20 protein-coding genes are annotated in these 17,565 nt (G+C 65.1%); 9 read left to right on the top strand and 11 right to left on the bottom strand.

Features of this window, described 5'->3' with window-relative positions; all coding sequences use genetic code 11:
• Window positions 1–112: 112 nt before the first annotated feature.
• Window positions 113–1,468: a M16 family metallopeptidase gene (locus ACIP21_RS12305; protein ID WP_400687690.1), complete on the bottom strand. Its 1,356-nt coding sequence runs from the start codon at window positions 1,466–1,468 to the stop codon at window positions 113–115.
• 231 nt (window positions 1,469–1,699) lie between these two features.
• Between ACIP21_RS12305 and ftsY the strand changes: the two genes are divergently transcribed.
• From ftsY to rpoH, 4 genes are all read left to right on the top strand, one after another.
• Window positions 1,700–3,229 (top strand): signal recognition particle-docking protein FtsY, encoded by a 1,530-nt coding sequence (ftsY, locus tag ACIP21_RS12300; RefSeq protein ID WP_400687688.1) that lies wholly within the window; start codon window positions 1,700–1,702, stop codon window positions 3,227–3,229.
• A gap of 2 nt (window positions 3,230–3,231) precedes the next feature.
• Window positions 3,232–3,903: a cell division ATP-binding protein FtsE gene (ftsE, locus tag ACIP21_RS12295; RefSeq protein ID WP_012274659.1), complete on the top strand. Its 672-nt coding sequence runs from the start codon at window positions 3,232–3,234 to the stop codon at window positions 3,901–3,903.
• Window positions 3,900–4,928 (top strand): permease-like cell division protein FtsX, encoded by a 1,029-nt coding sequence (gene ftsX / locus ACIP21_RS12290; protein ID WP_400687686.1) that lies wholly within the window; start codon window positions 3,900–3,902, stop codon window positions 4,926–4,928. Before ftsE ends, ftsX begins: the two co-directional genes overlap by 4 nt.
• Before the next feature lie 111 nt (window positions 4,929–5,039).
• Entirely contained in the window at window positions 5,040–5,894 is an 855-nt protein-coding gene (gene rpoH, locus ACIP21_RS12285; RefSeq protein WP_167064748.1) for an RNA polymerase sigma factor RpoH, read from the top strand.
• 187 nt (window positions 5,895–6,081) lie between these two features.
• Here rpoH and mtgA read toward each other — a convergent pair whose 3' ends face one another.
• Window positions 6,082–6,792 carry a monofunctional biosynthetic peptidoglycan transglycosylase gene (gene mtgA, locus ACIP21_RS12280; RefSeq protein WP_400687994.1) on the bottom strand — a complete coding sequence of 237 codons (711 nt, stop codon included), beginning with the start codon at window positions 6,790–6,792 and terminating at the stop codon, window positions 6,082–6,084.
• Window positions 6,793–6,856: 64 nt separating this feature from the next.
• Here mtgA and ACIP21_RS12275 point away from each other — a divergent pair, with 64 nt between their 5' ends.
• The 4 genes from ACIP21_RS12275 to trmB all read left to right on the top strand — a co-directional run bounded on the left by ACIP21_RS12275 (window position 6,857) and on the right by trmB (window position 9,144).
• Window positions 6,857–7,228, top strand: coding sequence for a DUF423 domain-containing protein (locus tag ACIP21_RS12275; protein WP_400687683.1), 372 nt, complete (start codon window positions 6,857–6,859; stop codon window positions 7,226–7,228).
• Between the two features lie 103 nt (window positions 7,229–7,331).
• Window positions 7,332–7,532 (top strand): sulfur carrier protein ThiS, encoded by a 201-nt coding sequence (gene thiS / locus ACIP21_RS12270; RefSeq protein WP_400687681.1) that lies wholly within the window; start codon window positions 7,332–7,334, stop codon window positions 7,530–7,532.
• A 67-nt stretch (window positions 7,533–7,599) separates the two neighbouring features.
• The gene (locus ACIP21_RS12265) at window positions 7,600–8,412 is read left to right on the top strand and encodes a thiazole synthase (protein WP_167064736.1); all 813 of its coding nucleotides are present in this window, start codon (window positions 7,600–7,602) and stop codon (window positions 8,410–8,412) included.
• A 9-nt stretch (window positions 8,413–8,421) separates the two neighbouring features.
• The gene (gene trmB / locus ACIP21_RS12260; RefSeq protein ID WP_400687679.1) at window positions 8,422–9,144 is read left to right on the top strand and encodes a tRNA (guanosine(46)-N7)-methyltransferase TrmB; all 723 of its coding nucleotides are present in this window, start codon (window positions 8,422–8,424) and stop codon (window positions 9,142–9,144) included.
• A 630-nt stretch (window positions 9,145–9,774) separates the two neighbouring features.
• Here the strand turns inward: trmB and ACIP21_RS12255 are convergent.
• The 9 genes from ACIP21_RS12255 to ACIP21_RS12215 form a co-directional block, all read right to left on the bottom strand.
• On the bottom strand, window positions 9,775–10,101 hold the full coding sequence (locus tag ACIP21_RS12255; protein WP_027920975.1) for a DUF3392 family protein: 327 nt from the start codon (window positions 10,099–10,101) through the stop codon (window positions 9,775–9,777).
• Window positions 10,102–10,110: 9 nt separating this feature from the next.
• Window positions 10,111–11,286 (bottom strand): radical SAM family heme chaperone HemW, encoded by a 1,176-nt coding sequence (gene hemW / locus ACIP21_RS12250; protein WP_400687676.1) that lies wholly within the window; start codon window positions 11,284–11,286, stop codon window positions 10,111–10,113.
• The gene (gene rdgB, locus ACIP21_RS12245) at window positions 11,283–11,879 is read right to left on the bottom strand and encodes an RdgB/HAM1 family non-canonical purine NTP pyrophosphatase (RefSeq protein WP_400687674.1); all 597 of its coding nucleotides are present in this window, start codon (window positions 11,877–11,879) and stop codon (window positions 11,283–11,285) included. The genes hemW and rdgB overlap by 4 nt, the downstream gene beginning before the upstream one ends.
• Entirely contained in the window at window positions 11,876–12,310 is a 435-nt protein-coding gene (locus tag ACIP21_RS12240; RefSeq protein WP_400687672.1) for a DUF4426 domain-containing protein, read from the bottom strand. Before ACIP21_RS12240 ends, rdgB begins: the two co-directional genes overlap by 4 nt.
• Before the next feature lie 22 nt (window positions 12,311–12,332).
• Window positions 12,333–12,953: a methionine biosynthesis protein MetW gene (gene metW, locus ACIP21_RS12235; RefSeq protein WP_027920979.1), complete on the bottom strand. Its 621-nt coding sequence runs from the start codon at window positions 12,951–12,953 to the stop codon at window positions 12,333–12,335.
• Between the two features lie 7 nt (window positions 12,954–12,960).
• Entirely contained in the window at window positions 12,961–14,100 is a 1,140-nt protein-coding gene (locus tag ACIP21_RS12230) for a homoserine O-acetyltransferase (RefSeq protein WP_400687670.1), read from the bottom strand.
• 88 nt (window positions 14,101–14,188) lie between these two features.
• Complete coding sequence (locus ACIP21_RS12225; RefSeq protein ID WP_027920981.1) at window positions 14,189–14,779, bottom strand: YggT family protein; 591 nt, start codon at window positions 14,777–14,779, stop codon at window positions 14,189–14,191.
• A gap of 10 nt (window positions 14,780–14,789) precedes the next feature.
• The gene (proC, locus tag ACIP21_RS12220; RefSeq protein WP_400687668.1) at window positions 14,790–15,608 is read right to left on the bottom strand and encodes a pyrroline-5-carboxylate reductase; all 819 of its coding nucleotides are present in this window, start codon (window positions 15,606–15,608) and stop codon (window positions 14,790–14,792) included.
• A 39-nt stretch (window positions 15,609–15,647) separates the two neighbouring features.
• Complete coding sequence (locus tag ACIP21_RS12215; protein WP_400687666.1) at window positions 15,648–16,334, bottom strand: YggS family pyridoxal phosphate-dependent enzyme; 687 nt, start codon at window positions 16,332–16,334, stop codon at window positions 15,648–15,650.
• 66 nt (window positions 16,335–16,400) lie between these two features.
• On the opposite strand from ACIP21_RS12215, the gene ACIP21_RS12210 reads away from it, so the two are divergent.
• On the top strand, window positions 16,401–17,399 hold the full coding sequence (locus tag ACIP21_RS12210; protein WP_400687664.1) for a type IV pilus twitching motility protein PilT: 999 nt from the start codon (window positions 16,401–16,403) through the stop codon (window positions 17,397–17,399).
• The last annotated feature ends 166 nt before the right edge of the window (window positions 17,400–17,565 follow it).

The raw sequence follows: 17,565 nt of genomic DNA, 5'->3' as shown, positions 1-17,565 counted from the left end.
GCGGGCCGCGGTGCCTTCGGCCTCGGCGTGGGTCGGGCGCGCCAGCACGGCGGCCACGGCCACCACCAGGGCAATGATGCCGGTGCCGATCAGGGTGTAGCGGGGGGCGCGATCACTCATGAGCGGACTCCTCGGGCAATACGTGGGCAACGCTCAGGCGTTCGCGGGTGAAATAGGTGCGCGCGGCGTTCTGGATGTCCTCGGGGGTGACCTGCTTGAGTTCGTCCAGTTCGCTGTCGATCAGCTTCCACGACAGGCCGACGGTTTCCAGCTGGCCGATGGTGGTGGCCTGGCTGCTGATGGAGTCGCGGTCGTAGACCAGGCCGGCGATCACCTGGGCGCGCACGCGCTCGAGTTCCTCGGCGCTGGGCGGGGTGGTCTTGAGCTCGTCGAGCAATTGCCAGACGCCTTTTTCGACATCGGCGAGGGTTTTCTGCTTCTGCACGTTCGGCGTGGCGGAGATCAGGAACAGGCTGTCGCCGCGGGTGAAGGCGTTGTAGCTGGACGAAGCACCGGCCACCAGCTCCTGGCCGCGTTCCAGGCGGGCCGGCATGCGTGCGCTGTAGCCGCCGTCGAGCAGGGCCGAGATCAGGCGCAGGGCGTGCACGGTGCGCGGCGCTTTGGCGGTGGCCAGGCTCGGCACGTTGAAACCGTAGATCAGGCTTGGCAACTGGGTGCGCACGTGCACGGTCAGCTGACGCTGACCTGGCTCGGCCAGCTCCAGTGGCAGCTTGGCGGGCGGCAGGGCACGCTTGGGAATACTGCCGAAGTACTTCTGCGCCAGGCTCTTGACCTCGTCTGCGGTGACATCGCCTACCACCACCAGGGTCGCGTTGTTCGGCACGTACCAGGATTCGTACCAATGGCGCAGCTCCTCGACCTTCATGCGTTCGAGGTCGGCCATCCAGCCGATGGTCGGGGTGTGGTAGCCGCTGGCCGGGAAGGCCATGGCGCGGAACAGCTCGAAAGCCTTGGCGCTGGGCTGGTCGTCGGTGCGCAGGCGGCGTTCTTCCTTGATCACCTCGATCTCGCGGGTGAATTCGTCTGCTGGCAGGCGCAGGCTGGCCAGGCGGTCGGCTTCCAGCTCGAGGGCGATCGGCAGGCGGTCGCGGGCCAGCACCTGGTAATAGGCGGTGTAGTCGTCACTGGTGAAGGCGTTTTCCTCGGCGCCGAGGTCACGCAGGATGCGCGAGGCCTCGCCGGGGCCGACCTTGGCGCTGCCCTTGAACATCATGTGCTCCAGGGCATGGGAAAGGCCGGTCTGGCCCGGCGTCTCGTAGCTGGAGCCGACCTTGTACCAGATCTGCGACACCACCACCGGCGCGCGGTGGTCCTCGCGCACGACCACCTTCAGGCCGTTGTCGAGGATGAACTCGTGGGTAGGTTGCGCATCGGCGGCCAAGGCCGCGAGCGGCAGGCAGAGCGTGCTGAGCAACAGGCCAGCGGCGCGGCGGGCTAGAGCATTCATACGGTGGTTAACCTGTTTGGCGGCCTGCTCGGTTTAGCGTCGGCGGGCCAGGAGGTGCTAGGATACTGATCCGGTTGCCTGGCGACCATGCCTGTCGCCGTTCTGGCCCACGGGCCAATACGACAAAACATTGCGCATGAACCAGCCGGATTCAAAATAGTCTGTTCTGCGTTTAGAGAATTCCCGATGGACCACTGCTGGCCCATCGCTACCCTGAGATAGCCGTCTTCCATGTTTGGTTCCAACGACGACAAAAAAGCGCCGGCCGAGGCTGGTGAGAAAAAAGGCCTGTTCAGCTGGTTTCGCAAGAAGCCGCAGCAACCTGTGGGAGCGGGCTTGCCCGCGGACGAAACCCACGCCGTCGAGCAACCTGTAGCCGCTCCGGTCGAGCAATCCACCGCTGAAACGCCACAGGCCGCTGAGCCGGCCCAGGCACCGGCGGCCCCTGTGCAGGTCGAGCCGCAGCAGGCCCCGGAACCGGCACCGGCCCCGGTCGCCTCGGCCCCCGAGCCGCAGCCTGAGGTTTCCCAGCCAGTTCAGGCCGCAGCGCCTGAGCCAGTCGCCTCCACACCGCCACAGGCTGCACCTGTCGAGGTTGCGCCGGTGGTCGAGCATGCCGCGCCTGTGAGCAACCTGGTATTGCCGGTGGCCGAAGAACCAGTGGCCCTGGTTCCTGACCTGGAGCCAAAGGCACCGCCGGTCATCCCTGAGCGCCCGGCACCTGAGCCTGTGGTCGTCGCTCCAGCTGCCGACCCAGCCCCGGTCGTCGCCCCTGTCGAACCTGAGCCCGAAGCGGCTCCTGTGATTGCCGCGCCCGCCGCAGCCGAGCAGGCCAAGCCCGGTTTCTTCGCCCGTCTCAAGCAAGGCCTGTCGAAGACCAGCGCCAGCATCGGCGAGGGCATGGCCAGCCTGTTCCTGGGCAAGAAGGTCATCGACGACGACCTGCTCGACGAGATCGAGACCCGCCTGCTGACCGCCGACGTCGGTGTCGAGGCCACTTCGGCCATCGTCCAGAACCTGACCCAGAAGGTCGCCCGCAAGCAGTTGGCCGACGCCGATGCGCTGTACAAGTCGCTGCAGGATGAGCTGGCCGCGCTGCTGCGCCCGGTCGAGCAGCCGCTGAAGGTCGAGGCGCAGAACAAGCCCTACGTGATCCTCGTGGTCGGCGTGAACGGCGCCGGCAAGACCACCACCATCGGCAAGCTGGCCAAGAAGCTGCAGCTCGAAGGCAAGAAGGTCATGCTGGCCGCTGGCGACACCTTCCGCGCCGCCGCCGTCGAGCAGCTGCAGGTGTGGGGCGAACGCAACCAGATCCCGGTGATCGCCCAGCACACCGGTGCCGATTCCGCCTCGGTGATCTTCGACGCCGTACAGGCCGCCAAGGCCCGTGGCGCCGACGTGCTGATCGCCGACACCGCCGGCCGCCTGCACACCAAGGACAACCTGATGGAGGAGCTGAAAAAGGTCCGTCGGGTCATCGGCAAGCTCGACGCCGACGCGCCGCACGAGGTGCTGCTGGTGCTCGACGCCGGCACCGGGCAGAACGCCATCAGCCAGGCCAAGTACTTCAACCAGAGCGTCGAGCTCACCGGCCTGGCCCTGACCAAGCTGGACGGCACCGCCAAGGGCGGGGTGATCTTCGCCCTGGCCAAGCAGTTCAATATCCCGATCCGCTTCATCGGTGTCGGTGAGGGCATCGACGACCTGCGCACCTTCGAAGCCGAGCCGTTCGTCAAGGCTCTGTTCGCCGAGCGAGACTGACCATGATCCGATTCGAACAGGTTGCCAAGCGCTACCCCAATGGCCATGTCGGCTTGCATGAGCTGAGCTTCCGGGCGCGCCGGGGCGAGTTCCTGTTCGTCACCGGGCACTCGGGCGCCGGCAAGAGCACCTTGCTGCGCCTGCTGCTGGCCATGGAGCGCCCGACCAGCGGCAAGCTGATGCTGGCCGGGCAGGACCTGGGGCAGATCAGCAATGCGCAGATCCCGTTCCTGCGCCGGCAGATCGGCGTGGTGTTCCAGAACCACCAGTTGCTGTTCGACCGCACCGTGTTCAACAACATCGCTCTGCCGCTGCAGATCCTCGGCCTGTCCAAGGCCGAGATCGCCAAGCGCGTGGACTCGGCACTGGAGCGCGTGTCGCTGAGCGACAAGGGCGAGCTGTTCCCGGCCGACCTGTCCACCGGCCAGCAGCAGCGGGTCGGCATCGCCCGCGCCATCGTCCACCAGCCGGCCCTGCTGCTGGCGGACGAGCCCACCGGTAACCTCGACCCGCGCCTGGCCGCGGAGATCATGGGGGTGTTCGAGGACATCAACCGCCTGGGCACCACGGTATTGATCGCCAGCCACGACCTGGCACTGATTGCGCGCATGCGCCACCGCATGCTGACCTTGCAGCGCGGCCGTCTGATCGGCGATGGGGAGGCCGGGCAATGAGCACCACACGTACACCAAAGGTTTCCGAGCGCGTCGCGCCGAAGGCCGCCGACCCGCAGCCGGCGAAGAAGAAGGGCGGCGATCACGACGATGACGGCCCGGACTTCCGCACCCTGCTGCACGCCTGGCTGGAAAGCCACCGCGCGAGCCTGGCCGACAGCCTGCGGCGCCTGGGCAAGCAGCCGATCGGCAGCTTCTTCACCTGCCTGGTGATGGCGGTGGCCCTGAGCATGCCCATGGGTCTGTCGCTGCTGCTGAAGAACGTCGAGAAGCTCGGTGGCTCGTGGCAGCGCGCGGCGCAGATCTCGCTGTACCTCAAGCTTGACGCGGGTAGCCGCCAGGGCGAGGCGCTGCGTGACGACATCCGGCACATGCCAGGCGTCGCCGATGCCCAGTACGTCAGTTCCGCCCAGGCGCTGGAAGAGTTCCAGCATCAGTCCGGGCTGGGCGAAGCCTTGCGTGAACTGCCCGACAACCCGCTGCCCGGGGTGGTGGTGGTGACCCCGACCGAGGTCGACAAACCGGCCCTGGAAGCCCTGCGCCAGCGCCTGGCGGAGCTGCCCCAGGTGGAGAACGCACAGCTGGACCTGGTGTGGGTCGAGCGCCTGGCGGCCATCCTCAAGCTGGGTGATCGTTTCGTCTTCGGCCTGGCGGTGATGCTGATTTCCGCGCTGCTGTTAGTAATCGGTAACACAATTCGTCTACATATCGAAAACCGCCGCATCGAGATCGAAGTGATCAAGCTGGTGGGCGGCACCGACAGCTACGTGCGCCGGCCTTTCCTGTACATGGGGGCCTTGTATGGCCTGGGCGCCGGCGTGCTGGCATGGGCCATCCTGGCGTTCGGCCTGAACTGGCTGAACGAGGCCGTGGTAGGGCTGTCGGGGCTGTATGGCAGTGACTTCTCCCTGGGGGGCGTGCCGGGCTCCGATGGTCTGTCGCTCTTGATCGGAGCGGTGCTGTTGGGGTATATCGGTGCATGGATCGCCGTCGCCCGCCACCTGAACGAGCTGGCACCGCGATAGTTTTTACGTGCCAGCATTGACATTTTCTTCACTTTGGAACTTGTACCGTCGTTCCGGGTCAATGTTGGCAGCGCTCACAAGGCGCGAGTTTAGTAAGTCGGAGGTTCTTGAATGACCACATCGTTGCAACCTGCCTATGCCCTGGTACCCGGTGCGAACCTGGAAGCCTACGTGCACACGGTCAACAGCATCCCGCTGTTGTCTGTCGAGCAGGAGCGTGATCTGGCCGAGCGTCTCTACTACGAGCAGGATCTCGAGGCCGCTCGGCAAATGGTGATGGCCCACCTGCGTTTCGTCGTACACATCGCCCGCAGCTACGCCGGTTACGGGCTGGCCCAGGCCGACCTGATCCAGGAAGGCAACGTCGGCCTGATGAAGGCGGTCAAGCGCTTCAACCCAGAGATGGGCGTGCGCCTGGTGTCCTTCGCCGTGCACTGGATCAAGGCGGAAATCCACGAATTCATCCTGCGCAACTGGCGTATCGTCAAGGTCGCGACCACCAAGGCCCAGCGCAAGCTGTTCTTCAACCTGCGCAGCCAGAAGAAGCGCCTGGCCTGGTTGAACAACGACGAAGTGCATCGCGTGGCGGAAAGCCTCGGCGTCGAGCCACGTGAAGTGCGCGAGATGGAAAGCCGCCTGAGTGGCCAGGACATGGCCTTCGACCCGGCCGCCGAGGCGGATGACGACAGCGCGTTCCAGTCGCCGGCACACTACCTGGAAGACCATCGCTACGACCCTGCCGTGCAGTTGGAAGACGCCGACTGGAGCGACAACTCCACCAACAACCTGCACGTGGCGTTGCAGGGGCTGGACGAGCGTAGCCGCGATATTCTCTACCAGCGCTGGTTGGCTGAAGAGAAGGCCACGCTGCATGAGCTGGCAGACAAGTACAGCGTGTCGGCCGAGCGGATTCGCCAGCTGGAGAAGAATGCGATGAACAAGGTCAAGGCGCTGATCACGGTCTGATCACGCCTGGCTGCAATGAAAAGCCGCTGGCCCGGCTAGGGCCAGCGGCTTTTTTATTTGAACGATTTTGGGGCAGCTATGCGGCCCTTTCGCGACACAAGGCCGCTCCTACAGGAGCACGCGATCGCCTGTAGGAGCGGCCTTGTGTCGCGAAAGGGCTGCGCAGCAGCCCCAAAACCTCAAAGCCTCAAAGCCTGCGCGAACTGTCCAGCTGCATCAGATAGCTCGGCCCGCCCAGCTGGCTCATCTGCCGGCGAATCCACCCCGCCCGGCTCGCCACATAGGCACTTGGCCGGCTGGCACTCCACTTGATCGGGCTCGGCAGCACCGCCGCCAGTTGCGCAGCCTGCTGGCGACTCAGTTTGCTGGCATCGATGCCGAAGTGATGACGCGCCGCCGCCTGGGCGCCGAACACGCCCTTGCCCCATTCGGCACTGTTCAGGTACACCTCGAGAATCCGCTCCTTCGACCAGAACAGCTCGATCAGCGCCGTGAACCAGGCCTCCAGCCCCTTGCGGAACCAACTGCGCCCCGACCACAGGAACAGGTTCTTGGCCACCTGCTGGGTCAGCGTACTGGCCCCGCGAACGCTGCCGCCCCGTTCGTTGTAGGCCAGCGCCGCCTGGATCGCCGGGATGTCGAAGCCCCAGTGGCTGGCGAACTTCTGGTCTTCGCCAGCGATGACCGCCACCTTGAGCTCATCGGAGATGTTCTCCCACGGCTCCCAGTCGCGCTGCAGGTCGATCGGCTCGCCACTGACCCACGACTGTACCTTGCGCTCGACCATCAGGGCCGTACCGGGTGGCGGCACCCAGCGGAACACCAGCACCAGCACGATGCTGCCGGCGGCAAACCAGAGCAGGGCACGGGCGAGGCGGCGGATAAGGGATGACAGCATGGCGATGGCTTGGCCGGACCAGTGGAACGGGCCATTATACAGACCCGATACAAGGAGTCGTCCCATGCTTCGCAGCTTCCTGATGCTCGCCGCCTTTTTCGGCTTTACCGGTGTCGCCCTGGGCGCCTTCGCCGCGCACGGGCTGAAGAATCGCCTGAGTGCCGATTACCTGGCGATCTTCCACACCGGTGTGACCTACCAGCTGGTGCATGCCCTGGCGATCTTCGGTGTCGCCCTGCTCGCGGCGCATTTGCCGGGTCGCCTGGTGGGTTGGGCCGGTGGTCTGTTCGCCCTGGGCATCGTGCTGTTCTCCGGTAGCCTGTACCTGCTGACCCTCAGCGGTATCGGCAAGCTGGGCATCATCACCCCCATCGGCGGCCTGTGTTTCCTCGCCGGCTGGCTGTGCCTGGGCCTGGCAGCCTGGCGCCTGGGCTGACCAAGCGGTCCACAATCGCGACTAATGGTGCGCGCTGCCCTTGGGTTAAGCCGTTGATCGGCGCTAGAATGCGGGCCCCCAAAGCACAATGGTGGCCGTGCGCATGCGCATTCAACTGAACGGTGAAGCTTACGAATTGCCCGCTGGCGAAAGCGTCGCGGCGCTACTGGCCCGCCTGGAACTCACCGGGCGCCGGGTGGCGGTGGAACTCAACCTGGATATCGTGCCGCGTAGCCAGCACGACAGCACGCAGCTGAACGAAGGCGACCAGGTCGAAGTGGTCCATGCCATTGGCGGCGGCTGAGCCGTTTCCGGCATTCACCTGCCCGCGCTTCACCAGATAGCCCCGTAACCTTTCCAGAGGAACATCGATGAGCAACGTTCGCAGCGACAAGCCCTTCATCCTGGCCGGGCGCACTTTCCAGTCGCGCCTGCTGGTCGGCACCGGCAAGTACCGTGACATGGAAGAAACCCGTCTGGCCACCGAGGCCTCGGGTGCCGAGATCGTCACCGTGGCCGTGCGCCGGACCAACCTTGGCCAGAATGCGGGCGAGCCGAACCTGCTCGACGTGCTGTCGCCCGACAAGTACACCATCCTGCCCAACACCGCCGGTTGCTATGACGCCGTCGAAGCGGTGCGTACCTGCCGCCTGGCCCGTGAACTGCTCGATGGCCACAAGTCCCACGAGTCGCGGACCCTGGTGAAGCTGGAAGTACTGGCCGACCAGAAAACCCTGTTCCCCAACGTGATCGAGACCCTCAAGGCCGCCGAAGTGCTGGTCAAGGACGGTTTCGACGTGATGGTCTACACCAGCGACGACCCGATCATCGCCCGCCAGCTGGCCGAAGCCGGCTGCATCGCGGTGATGCCGCTGGCCGGCCTGATCGGCACTGGCCTGGGCATCTGCAACCCGTACAACCTGCAGATCATCCTGGAAGAATCCAAGGTGCCGGTGCTGGTCGATGCAGGTGTGGGTACCGCCTCCGACGCCACCATCGCCATGGAAATGGGCTGCGAAGCGGTGCTGATGAACTCGGCCATCGCCCACGCGCAACAGCCGGTGGTCATGGCCGAGGCCATGAAGCACGCCATCCTCGCCGGCCGCATGGCCTACCTGGCCGGCCGCATGCCGAAAAAACTCTATGCCAGCGCCTCCTCGCCGCTGGATGGTCTGATCAAGTAAGAGCCCCTGATGACTGATTCGCACGATACGCCGAACGCCACCGACGGCGACCAGCGCCCTCACCGCCGCATCAAGAGTTTCGTGATGCGCGCCGGGCGCATGACCGAAGGCCAGCAACGCGGCCTCGACCAGGGTGGCCCGCTGTTCATCCTGCCGCTGGCCGACAGCCCGGTGGACTACGACCAGGTGTTCGGCCGCTCGGCGCCGCGCACCCTGGAGATCGGCTTCGGCATGGGCCACTCCCTGCTGGAGATGGCGGCGGCCGCGCCGGAGCAGGACTTCATCGGTGTCGAAGTGCACCGTCCAGGTGTCGGCGCACTGCTCAACGGCGTGCTGACCCAGGGCCTGAAGAACCTGCGGGTGTACGACTGCGACGCCATCGAGGTGCTGAACCGCTGCGTCGCCGACAACAGCCTCGATCGCCTGATGCTGTTCTTCCCCGACCCATGGCACAAGGCGCGTCACCACAAGCGCCGCATCGTCCAGCTGGAATTCGCCGAGCTGGTGCGCCGCAAGCTCAAGCCCGGTGGCGTGTTCCACATGGCTACCGACTGGGAGCCGTATGCCGAGTACATGCTGGAAGTGATGAGCACCGCCCCGGGCTATCGCAACCGTGCTGAAGATGGTGCCTACGTGCCGCGCCCGGAAGAGCGCCCGATCACCAAGTTCGAACGCCGCGGCGAGCGACTGGGGCATGGGGTGTGGGATCTGAAGTTCGAGAAGGTGGATTGATTGGCTGACTAAGCCTTTCGAATTGCTGAAGCCTGTAGAAATGCAGGCGAAAAAAAACCGCTCTGAGAAGAGCGGTTTTTTTATGGGAGCGACAGGACTGAGTATCCTTCGCTCTGGGACTTCACCGAAAACCCCGCACAGTCAGTGGATCATAGGCAGCACGAGACAATGGGTCAATGGCTGGAAATATTCAGCATCACGTGTGTCGGAGCAGTTAACAGATTCGACCGCGGATCCCAAGTATCATCGTGCTGCTCCTGTGTGGGTGATTTTCGGTGATGGGCCGGGTAGGCGAAGAATTCTGCTCTCCGGCCCCTTCGACACGGCCTGAGAACCGTGCCGGTGACTTGATTCGAAGGGCCATTGACCTGGCCACTTCACCGAAAACCCCGCACGGTTTTCGAAGGCATCGAAGTACCGGTTAGATGCTGGAAGATTGGCCCGCCAACACGGAGGCCAAGGCATATGAAGCGTTTGCTTGATGCGCTGAGCCGCGTCTGGAAGCTCATTCGGATCTTGACTGTGCTCAAGACCGCTCGGGATTTCATGCGCGATCACTTTGACGATGCCCAGTAAGGGCTAGTCTGGTGGTAGGGCTGCCCCGGTTCACCGGGGCAGCTTTTAGCAACCTCACCCGCGGCGATCCGCCACCACGCCAATCAGCACCAGTACGACCAGCAACACCGGCGCCAGCGCGTAGTTGTTGAACTGCCCCAACCCCTTAACCACCCAGGGCGTCGCATAGATCAGCGCCGCACCACTGCCGATCATCACCAGCGCAGCCATCACCGGCACCCGCAATGCACCCGCCAAGGCACCCAGGCGCTGGTCGACCCAGCCCTTGATGTCGGTGCCGAACAGCACCAAAAGGCAGCCTACCAGCGCCAGGGAAATCTCCGACAGGTTGCTGCGGCTCCAGCGGGAAACCGTGGCGAGCAGATCAAGTACCAGATCCATGGGTCATCCTTAGGTCAAGAAATACTGCAGCAGGTCATTGAGGAACAGCTGGCCGCGCGGCGTGGCCACCAGTCGATCCGGTTCGACCTGCAAAAGGCCCTTTTGTTCGGCGGCTCGACGAGCCTCGGCCAGCTGTGCCAGGGGCAGCCCGGTGCGCTGGGTGAACAGCTCGGCCTGCACGCCATCGGTGAGGCGCAGGGCGTTCATCAGGAACTCGAACGGCAGCTCGTCGACCGGCAGCAGTTTCTCGCCGGCCTTGAATGGCTTGGCCAGGTTCAGGTAATCCTTGGGCAGGCGGGTCTTCCAGGTGCGCAGGATGCGACCATCGGCGAAGGTCAGCTTGCCGTGGGCGCCGGCACCGATGCCGATGAAGTCGCCGAACTGCCAGTAGTTGAGGTTGTGGCGGGCGGCGCGATCGGGCTGGGCGTAGGCCGAAACTTCGTATTGCCGGAAGCCGTTGGCCGCCATCAGCGTTTGGCCGGCTTCCTGGATGTCCCAGAGGATGTCGTCCTCTGGCAGCTCAGGAGGCTGGTTCCAGAATACCGTGTTCGGCTCGACCGTGAGCTGGTACCACGACAGGTGGGTCGGGCCGAGGTCGATGGCCTGTCGCAGGTCGCCCAGGGCGTCGTCCAGCGACTGCTCGGGCAGGCCGTGCATCAGGTCCATGTTGAAGTTGTCGAAGCCTGCCGCGCGCGCCATGCCGGCAGCGCGAATCGCTTCGTCACCGTTGTGGATGCGCCCCAGCGCCTCCAGCTTGGCCGGCTGGAAGCTCTGCACGCCGATCGACAGGCGGTTGATGCCGGTCTGCCGGTAGGCCTTGAACTTGTCCTGCTCGAACGTGCCCGGGTTGGCTTCGAGGGTGATCTCGATGTCCGGGGCGAACGGGATGCGTTGCTCCACGCCGCGCAGCAGCCGACCCAAGGCGTTGGCACTGAACAGGCTCGGCGTGCCACCACCGAAGAAGATCGACGACAGCGGCCGGCCCTGCACGGCAGCCTGCTCCAGGTCGAGGTCGGTCAACAGCGCGTCGACGTAGGCCTCTTCCGGCAGCTCAGGCCCGGCGGCGTGGGAGTTGAAATCGCAATAAGGGCATTTGCGTACGCACCACGGGATGTGGATGTACAGCGCCAGCGGCGGCAGGCTGCTGAAGGCCGCCGCACCGGCTTGGGACAGCGTCGCGATCATGCCAGGCCCAGACGTTGACGCAGCAGGACCATGGCGCGGGCGCGGTGGCTGAGCTGGTTCTTATCCACAGGGGCGAGGTCGGCGCTGGAGCAGTTGCGCTCCGGTACCCAGAACAGCGGGTCGTAGCCGAAGCCATGTTCGCCACTGGCCTCATGCAGGATGCGCCCGTGCCACAGGCCTTCGCAGAGGATCGGCAGCGGGTCGTCGGCGTGGCGTACCAGCGCCAGGACGCAGACGAACTGGGCGCCGCGCTGGTCGTCCGGCACGTCCTTGAGGGCGTCGAGCAGCTTGGCGTTGTTTGCCGCATCACCCTGGCCATCGGCGTAGCGTGCCGAATAGATGCCGGGTGCGCCGCCGAGGAAGTCCACTGCCAGCCCGGAATCGTCGGCGAGCGCCGGCAGGCCGGAGATGCGCGCGGCGTTGCGCGCCTTGAGGATGGCGTTCTCGACGAACGACAGGCCGGTCTCTTCCGGCTCCACCTGGCTGAACTCGCCGATCGAGCGCAACTGCACCGACTGGCCGAGCATGGCCTGGAGTTCCTTGAGTTTGCCGGCGTTATGGCTGGCCAATACGAGTTGCTGGAAATTCATCATTCGCCTGGGAACACTTCCTGGTTGAAACTGAGTGAGTGGCTGATGCCACCGGTTTCGATGTTGAGGTCGAAGGTCAGGGTATCGGCCTGCTCGATCTTGAACTGGGCGATGTAGTACACCGCGCCCTGGTCGGTTATCTGCTTGAACGACAGCGGGCTGGTGCGCCCGGTCAGGTCCTTCACCGTGCCGCTGACCACCGCCATGGCCGGCTTGCCGGCCTTGATCACGGCGATGTTGAGCACGCCCTGGTTCTTGCTGCGGGTGAGCCCGGTGGCGGCGGCGATGTCCGGCTGCAGCATGCTCGAGGTGAAGGCGCTGTAGTGCACCGTCACGTCGCCGAAGACTTCCTTGCGCTCGGGGCGGGCGGCATCGGCCGCCAGCACTGGCAGGGCCAGGCACAGGCTGATCAGGAACAGGGCTAGGCGACGCATGGTGCGGATCCTCCGGTGGGCGTCAGACCGCCAGCTGGTGCTCCTGCAGGCCGGGGCTGCTGACGCGATAAATGCCGATTTCCCCTAGAAGATTAGGCCAAAGCCGCCCACCCCACCCGTTGCGGTGCAAGTGGTCGACGGCCAGGCGGTCGAGGACCTTGGCACGGCGCTCGTGGCACAGCTCTTCGAAGTCGGCGAAGGTGCAGAAGTGGATGTTCGGCGTGTTGTACCAGGTGTAGGGCATGAAGTCCGACACCGGCATGCGGCCCTTGGTGGCCAGGTACCAGCGGCAACGCCAGTGGCCGAAGTTGGGGAAGGTGATGATGCACTGGCGGCCCACCCGCAGCATCTCGTCGAGGATGCGGTCAGGGTACTCCACGGCCTGCAGGGCCTGGGTCATGATCACCACGTCGAAGCTGTTGCTGGCGAAGTTGCCCAGGCCCTTGTCCAGGTCCTGCTCGATCACGTTGACGCCCTTGGCCACGCAGGCGGCGATATTGTCGGCGTCGATTTCCAGGCCATAGCCGGTGACCTGCTTGCGGTCACGCAGCGAGGCCAGCAGCTCGCCATTGCCGCAGCCCAGGTCGAGGACCCGGCTGCCGGCGGGAATCCACTCGTGGATGATTTCCAGATCGGCTCTCATGCTGTCCTCAGATGGCGATGCGGTTCATGTAGTTCGCGAAACCCTGCATGTAGCGAGGCGTGGGGATCAGGAAGGCATCGTGCCCGTAAGGCGAGTCGATCTCCAGGTAACAGACGTTCTTGCGCGCCGCCATCAGGGCGTCGACGATCTCCCGCGAGCGGGCCGGCGAGAAGCGCCAGTCGGTGGTGAACGACATGATGCAGTAGTCCGCCTTGACGTGGGCCAGGGTGGCGGCCAGGTCGCCGCCGTGGGCCGCGGCCGGGTCGTAGTAGTCCAGGGCCTTGGTCATCAGCAGGTAGGTGTTGGCGTCGAAGCGGCCGGAAAACTCCTCGCCCTGGTAGCGCAGGTAGCTCTCGACCTGGAACTCGACGCTGTGGAAGTCGTAGTTGAGCTTGTCGCTCTTGAGCTCGCGGCCGAATTTCTCGCCCATCGAGTCGTCGGACAGGTAGGTGATATGGCCGACCATGCGCGCCAGCATCAGGCCGCGCTTGGGGATCACGCCCTGGTCCTGGAACGAACCGCCGTGGAATTCGGGGTCGGTGAGGATGGCCTGGCGTGCCACTTCGTTGAAGGCGATGTTCTGCGCCGACAGCTTCGGTGCCGAGGCGATGTCCACGCAATGGCGCACGCGCTCGGGGTAGGTCATGGTCCATTGCAGGGCCTGCATGCCACCGAGGCTGCCGCCGACGATGGCGGCCCACTGCTGGACGCCGAGGCGATCGGCCAGGCGCGCCTGGCTGTGCACCCAGTCCTCCACGGTCAATACCGGGAACTCGGCGCCATAGGGCTTGCCGGTGGCCGGGTTGACGCTGCTGGGGCCGGTGCTGCCATTGCAGCCGCCGAGGTTGTTCAGGCTGACCACGAAGAAACGGTTGGTATCGATCGGCTTGCCGGGGCCGATGCAGCTGTCCCACCAGCCCGGCTTGCGGTCGGTGGTGGCATGGTAGCCGGCGGCATGGTGGTGGCCGGACAGGGCATGGCAGATCAGCACGGCATTGCTCGCGCTGGCATTGAGGGTGCCATAGGTCTCGTAGACCAGCTCGTAGCTGTTCAGCGAGCGGCCGCAGGCCAGGGCCAGCGGTTCATCGAACTTGGCGATTTGCGGTGTAACCAGACCGACGGAATCTTCGGGAAGGACAGTGGACATCGACCCTGCTCACGCTTGACGGAGGCGTAAGTCTAAAGAGCACTACCCCCAGCGGCAAGCAAAGGCTTGCCGCTGGGCGCAGCTGGGGTCAGATCATCCGCCACAGCTCTTGGGGCATGCCGGCGTAGGCGGCCAGCGGTGGCATGACGAACGACTGGATCACCTGGATCGCCAGGAAGGCGAAGATCGGCGAGATGTCCATGCCGCCGAGGTTGGGCACGATGCGGCGGAAGGGCGCCAGCACCGGCTCGCTGATCTGCCAGGCCAGCTCCGCCGCCGGGTTGTGGCTGTTCGGCGCGACCCAGGAGACGATCACCATGACGATCATCGCCACCCAGAAGATCTTCAGGAACAGCGAGGTGATGCCGATGATGGCCCACATCAGCAGGTGCAGGACGTCGCCGAAGGTGCCGTAGGTGACCATCAGCACGAAGCCCATCAGCAGTGCCTGGATGACGATCGCCAGCAGCAGTGACGAGGTGTCCAGGCCGCCGATGCTGGGGATGACCCGGCGGATCGGCTTGAGCAGCGGCTGGGTCGCGCGCACGGCGAACTGGCTCAGCGGGTTGTAGAAATTGGCCTTGACCAGCTGCAGCACGAAGCGCAGCAGGACGATCACCAGGTACAGGCTGACCAGGGTTTGCACCACGAAGATCGCGGCGCCGGACAGTGCATTCATCAAGAACTCCTTATTTGCCCAATTGTTCGGCCAGCTCGGCGGAACGCTTCGATGCGGCCTGCAGTGCCTGTTCGACGATGGCTTCGAAGCCGTTGCCCTGGAACGACTTGATCGCAGCTTCGGTGGTGCCGGCCGGCGAGGTCACGCGGCGGCGCAGCTCGGCGGCGTCGACGTCGCTGGCCACGGCCATGCGGGCGGCGCCCAGGGCGGTCTGCAAGGTCAGTTGCGAGGCGGTTTCGCGTGGCAGGCCGAGCTTCTCGCCGGCGGCGGTCATGGCTTCGATCAGCAGGAAGAAGTAGGCCGGGCCGCTGCCGGAGACGGCGGTGACGGCATCCAGTTGCTGCTCCTGCTCCAGCCACAAGGCGGTGCCCACCGCCGACAGCAGCTGTTCGGCCTGCTGGCGTTGTTCGCTGGACACTTCCTCGGTGGCGTACAGGCCGCTGACGCCCTGGCGCAGCAATGCCGGGGTGTTGGGCATGCAGCGCACCACCGAGCGAGCACCGAGCCAGGCTTGCAGGCTGGCACAGGTGATGCCGGCGGCGATCGAGACGATCAGCTGGCCGTCTTGCAAGTTCGGCTTCAGGGCCTCGCACACCGCCTTCATGACCTGCGGCTTGACCGCCAGGACCACCACGTCGGCACCGGTGATGGCCTGGGCGTTGTCTTCGAATACGTCGATACCGTGCTCGGCCTGGACGCGGGTGCGGGTCTCGGCGCCGGGGTCGCTGGCGCGGATCTGCGCCGCGTCCAGGCCCTGGGCACGCAGGCCGCCGATCAGGCTGGCGGCCATGTTGCCGGCGCCGATAAAGGCAATTCGAGTCTTGCTCATGTCAGGTCCTTGAGGGAAAGAGTGAGTAAAGCATGGAAATCAGAGGGGGCCGTAGCTGCGGGCGCCGAACAGGGCGGTACCGATGCGTACCCAGGTCGCGCCCTGTGCGATGGCCGCTTCCAGGTCATGGCTCATGCCCATGGACAAGGTGTCCAGGCCAAGGTCCAGGTGTTCCTGGAGCTGGCGCAGGCTGGCGAAAGCGGCTTCCTGGGCAGCGCGGTCGTCGGTCGGCTCGGGAATCGCCATCAACCCGCGCAGGCGCAGGTTGGGCAGGGCGGCCACGGCCTTGGCCAGTGCCGGCAGGTCGGCCGGGTTGCAACCGGACTTGCTGTCCTCGCCGCTGACATTCACCTGCAGGCAGATGTTCAGCGGGGCCAGGCCTGCTGGGCGCTGTTCGGACAGGCGTTGGGCGATCTTCAAGCGGTCCACGGAGTGTACCCAGTCGAAATGTTCGGCAATGGCTTTGGTCTTGTTCGACTGAATGGGGCCGATGAAGTGCCAGATCAAGGGCAGATCGCGAAGTTCATCCTGCTTGGCCAGGGCTTCCTGCAGGTAGTTCTCACCCACGTCACACACGCCGGCGGCGTGGATTTCGCGGATGGCACTGGCCGGTTTGGTCTTGCTCACTGCCAGCAGGCGAACGCTGGCCGGGTCGCGCCCGGCGGCCTCGGCGGCGCTGTGGATGCGGGCGGCGAGGGCGGAAAGGTTGTCTGCTATGGTGGACATGGATCGATGCCGTCGGCTCTGGAGGTCTTCGGCATTCTACCTGCTTGATGGCTATTGGGGAGTCTCATGGACGTGACCGACCTGTTGGCCCGGGCTGCTGAGGCGGGCGCAAGTGACCTGCATCTGGCGGCGGGCGAAGTACCGATGCTGCGTGTGGATGGCGAGCTGCGGCGCCTGGCATTGCCGGGCATGACCACGGCCGCGCTGGGCGATGGCCTGGCATCGCTGCTCGATGAGAGCCAGTACCGGCAGTGGCTGCAAGGTGGCGAACTGGACATTGCGCTGGAGCTTGCGTCCCTTGGGCGTTTTCGCCTCAACCTGTTTCGCCAGTTGCGCGGCCTGGCCGCAACGTTTCGGCTGATCCCGACACGCATGGCCAGCGTCGATGAACTCGACCTGGAAGATGTGTTTCGAGCTGTTGCGCAGTACACCGATGGCCTGGTGCTGGTGGGCGGCCCGACCGGCAGCGGCAAGTCCAGCACCCTGGCGGCGCTGATCGACCGGCTCAACCGCGAGCGGGCGTTGCACATCATCACCCTCGAAGACCCCGTCGAAGTTATCCACAGCAGCCAGTGCAGCCTGGTCAACCAGCGCGAAATCGGCCGCCATTGCCGAGATTTTGCCCAGGGGCTGCGCAGCGCCCTGCGCCAGGACCCGGATGTGATCATGATCGGCGAACTGCGTGACCTCGAGACCATCCGCCTGGCGTTGCGCGCGGCGGAAACGGGGCATCTGGTGCTGGCCACGGTGCACACGCGCTCGGCGGCCAGCAGCATCGACCGCCTGGTGGAGGTGTTCGCGGCGGAGGAAAAACCGCTGGTGCGGGCCATGCTGGCGGAGTCGCTGCGGCTGGTGGTGGCGCAGGTGCTGGTCAAGCGCGTGGGCGGCGGGCGGGTAGCGGCGCGGGAAGTGCTGGTGGCGACGCCGGCGGTGCGCAACCTGGTGCGCGAGGGACGGATGGCACAGCTGTGTTCAGTGATGCAGGCCGGTGCGGCCGACGGGATGCGGACGATGGAAGGGGCGATGCGGGGGCTGAGGGAGAAGGGATTGATCAGCAATCTCTAGCGCCTGTTCCGGCCCTTTCGCGGGTAAACCCGCTCCCACAAGTACAGCACCGACCTTGAGGGTGGTGCAAAGCCTGTAGAAGGTACAGCATCGACCTTGAGGGTGGTGCAGAGCCTGTAGAAGGTACAGCACCGACCTTGAGGGTGGTGCAGAGCCTGTAGAAGGA

The sequence above is a fragment of the Pseudomonas sp. NPDC089401 genome (assembly GCF_044749485.1).
In the GTDB taxonomy this organism is placed as follows: domain Bacteria; phylum Pseudomonadota; class Gammaproteobacteria; order Pseudomonadales; family Pseudomonadaceae; genus Aquipseudomonas.
The sequence above is the reverse complement of the archived record's forward strand: the minus strand, read 5'-3'. Positions and strand labels throughout refer to the sequence as shown.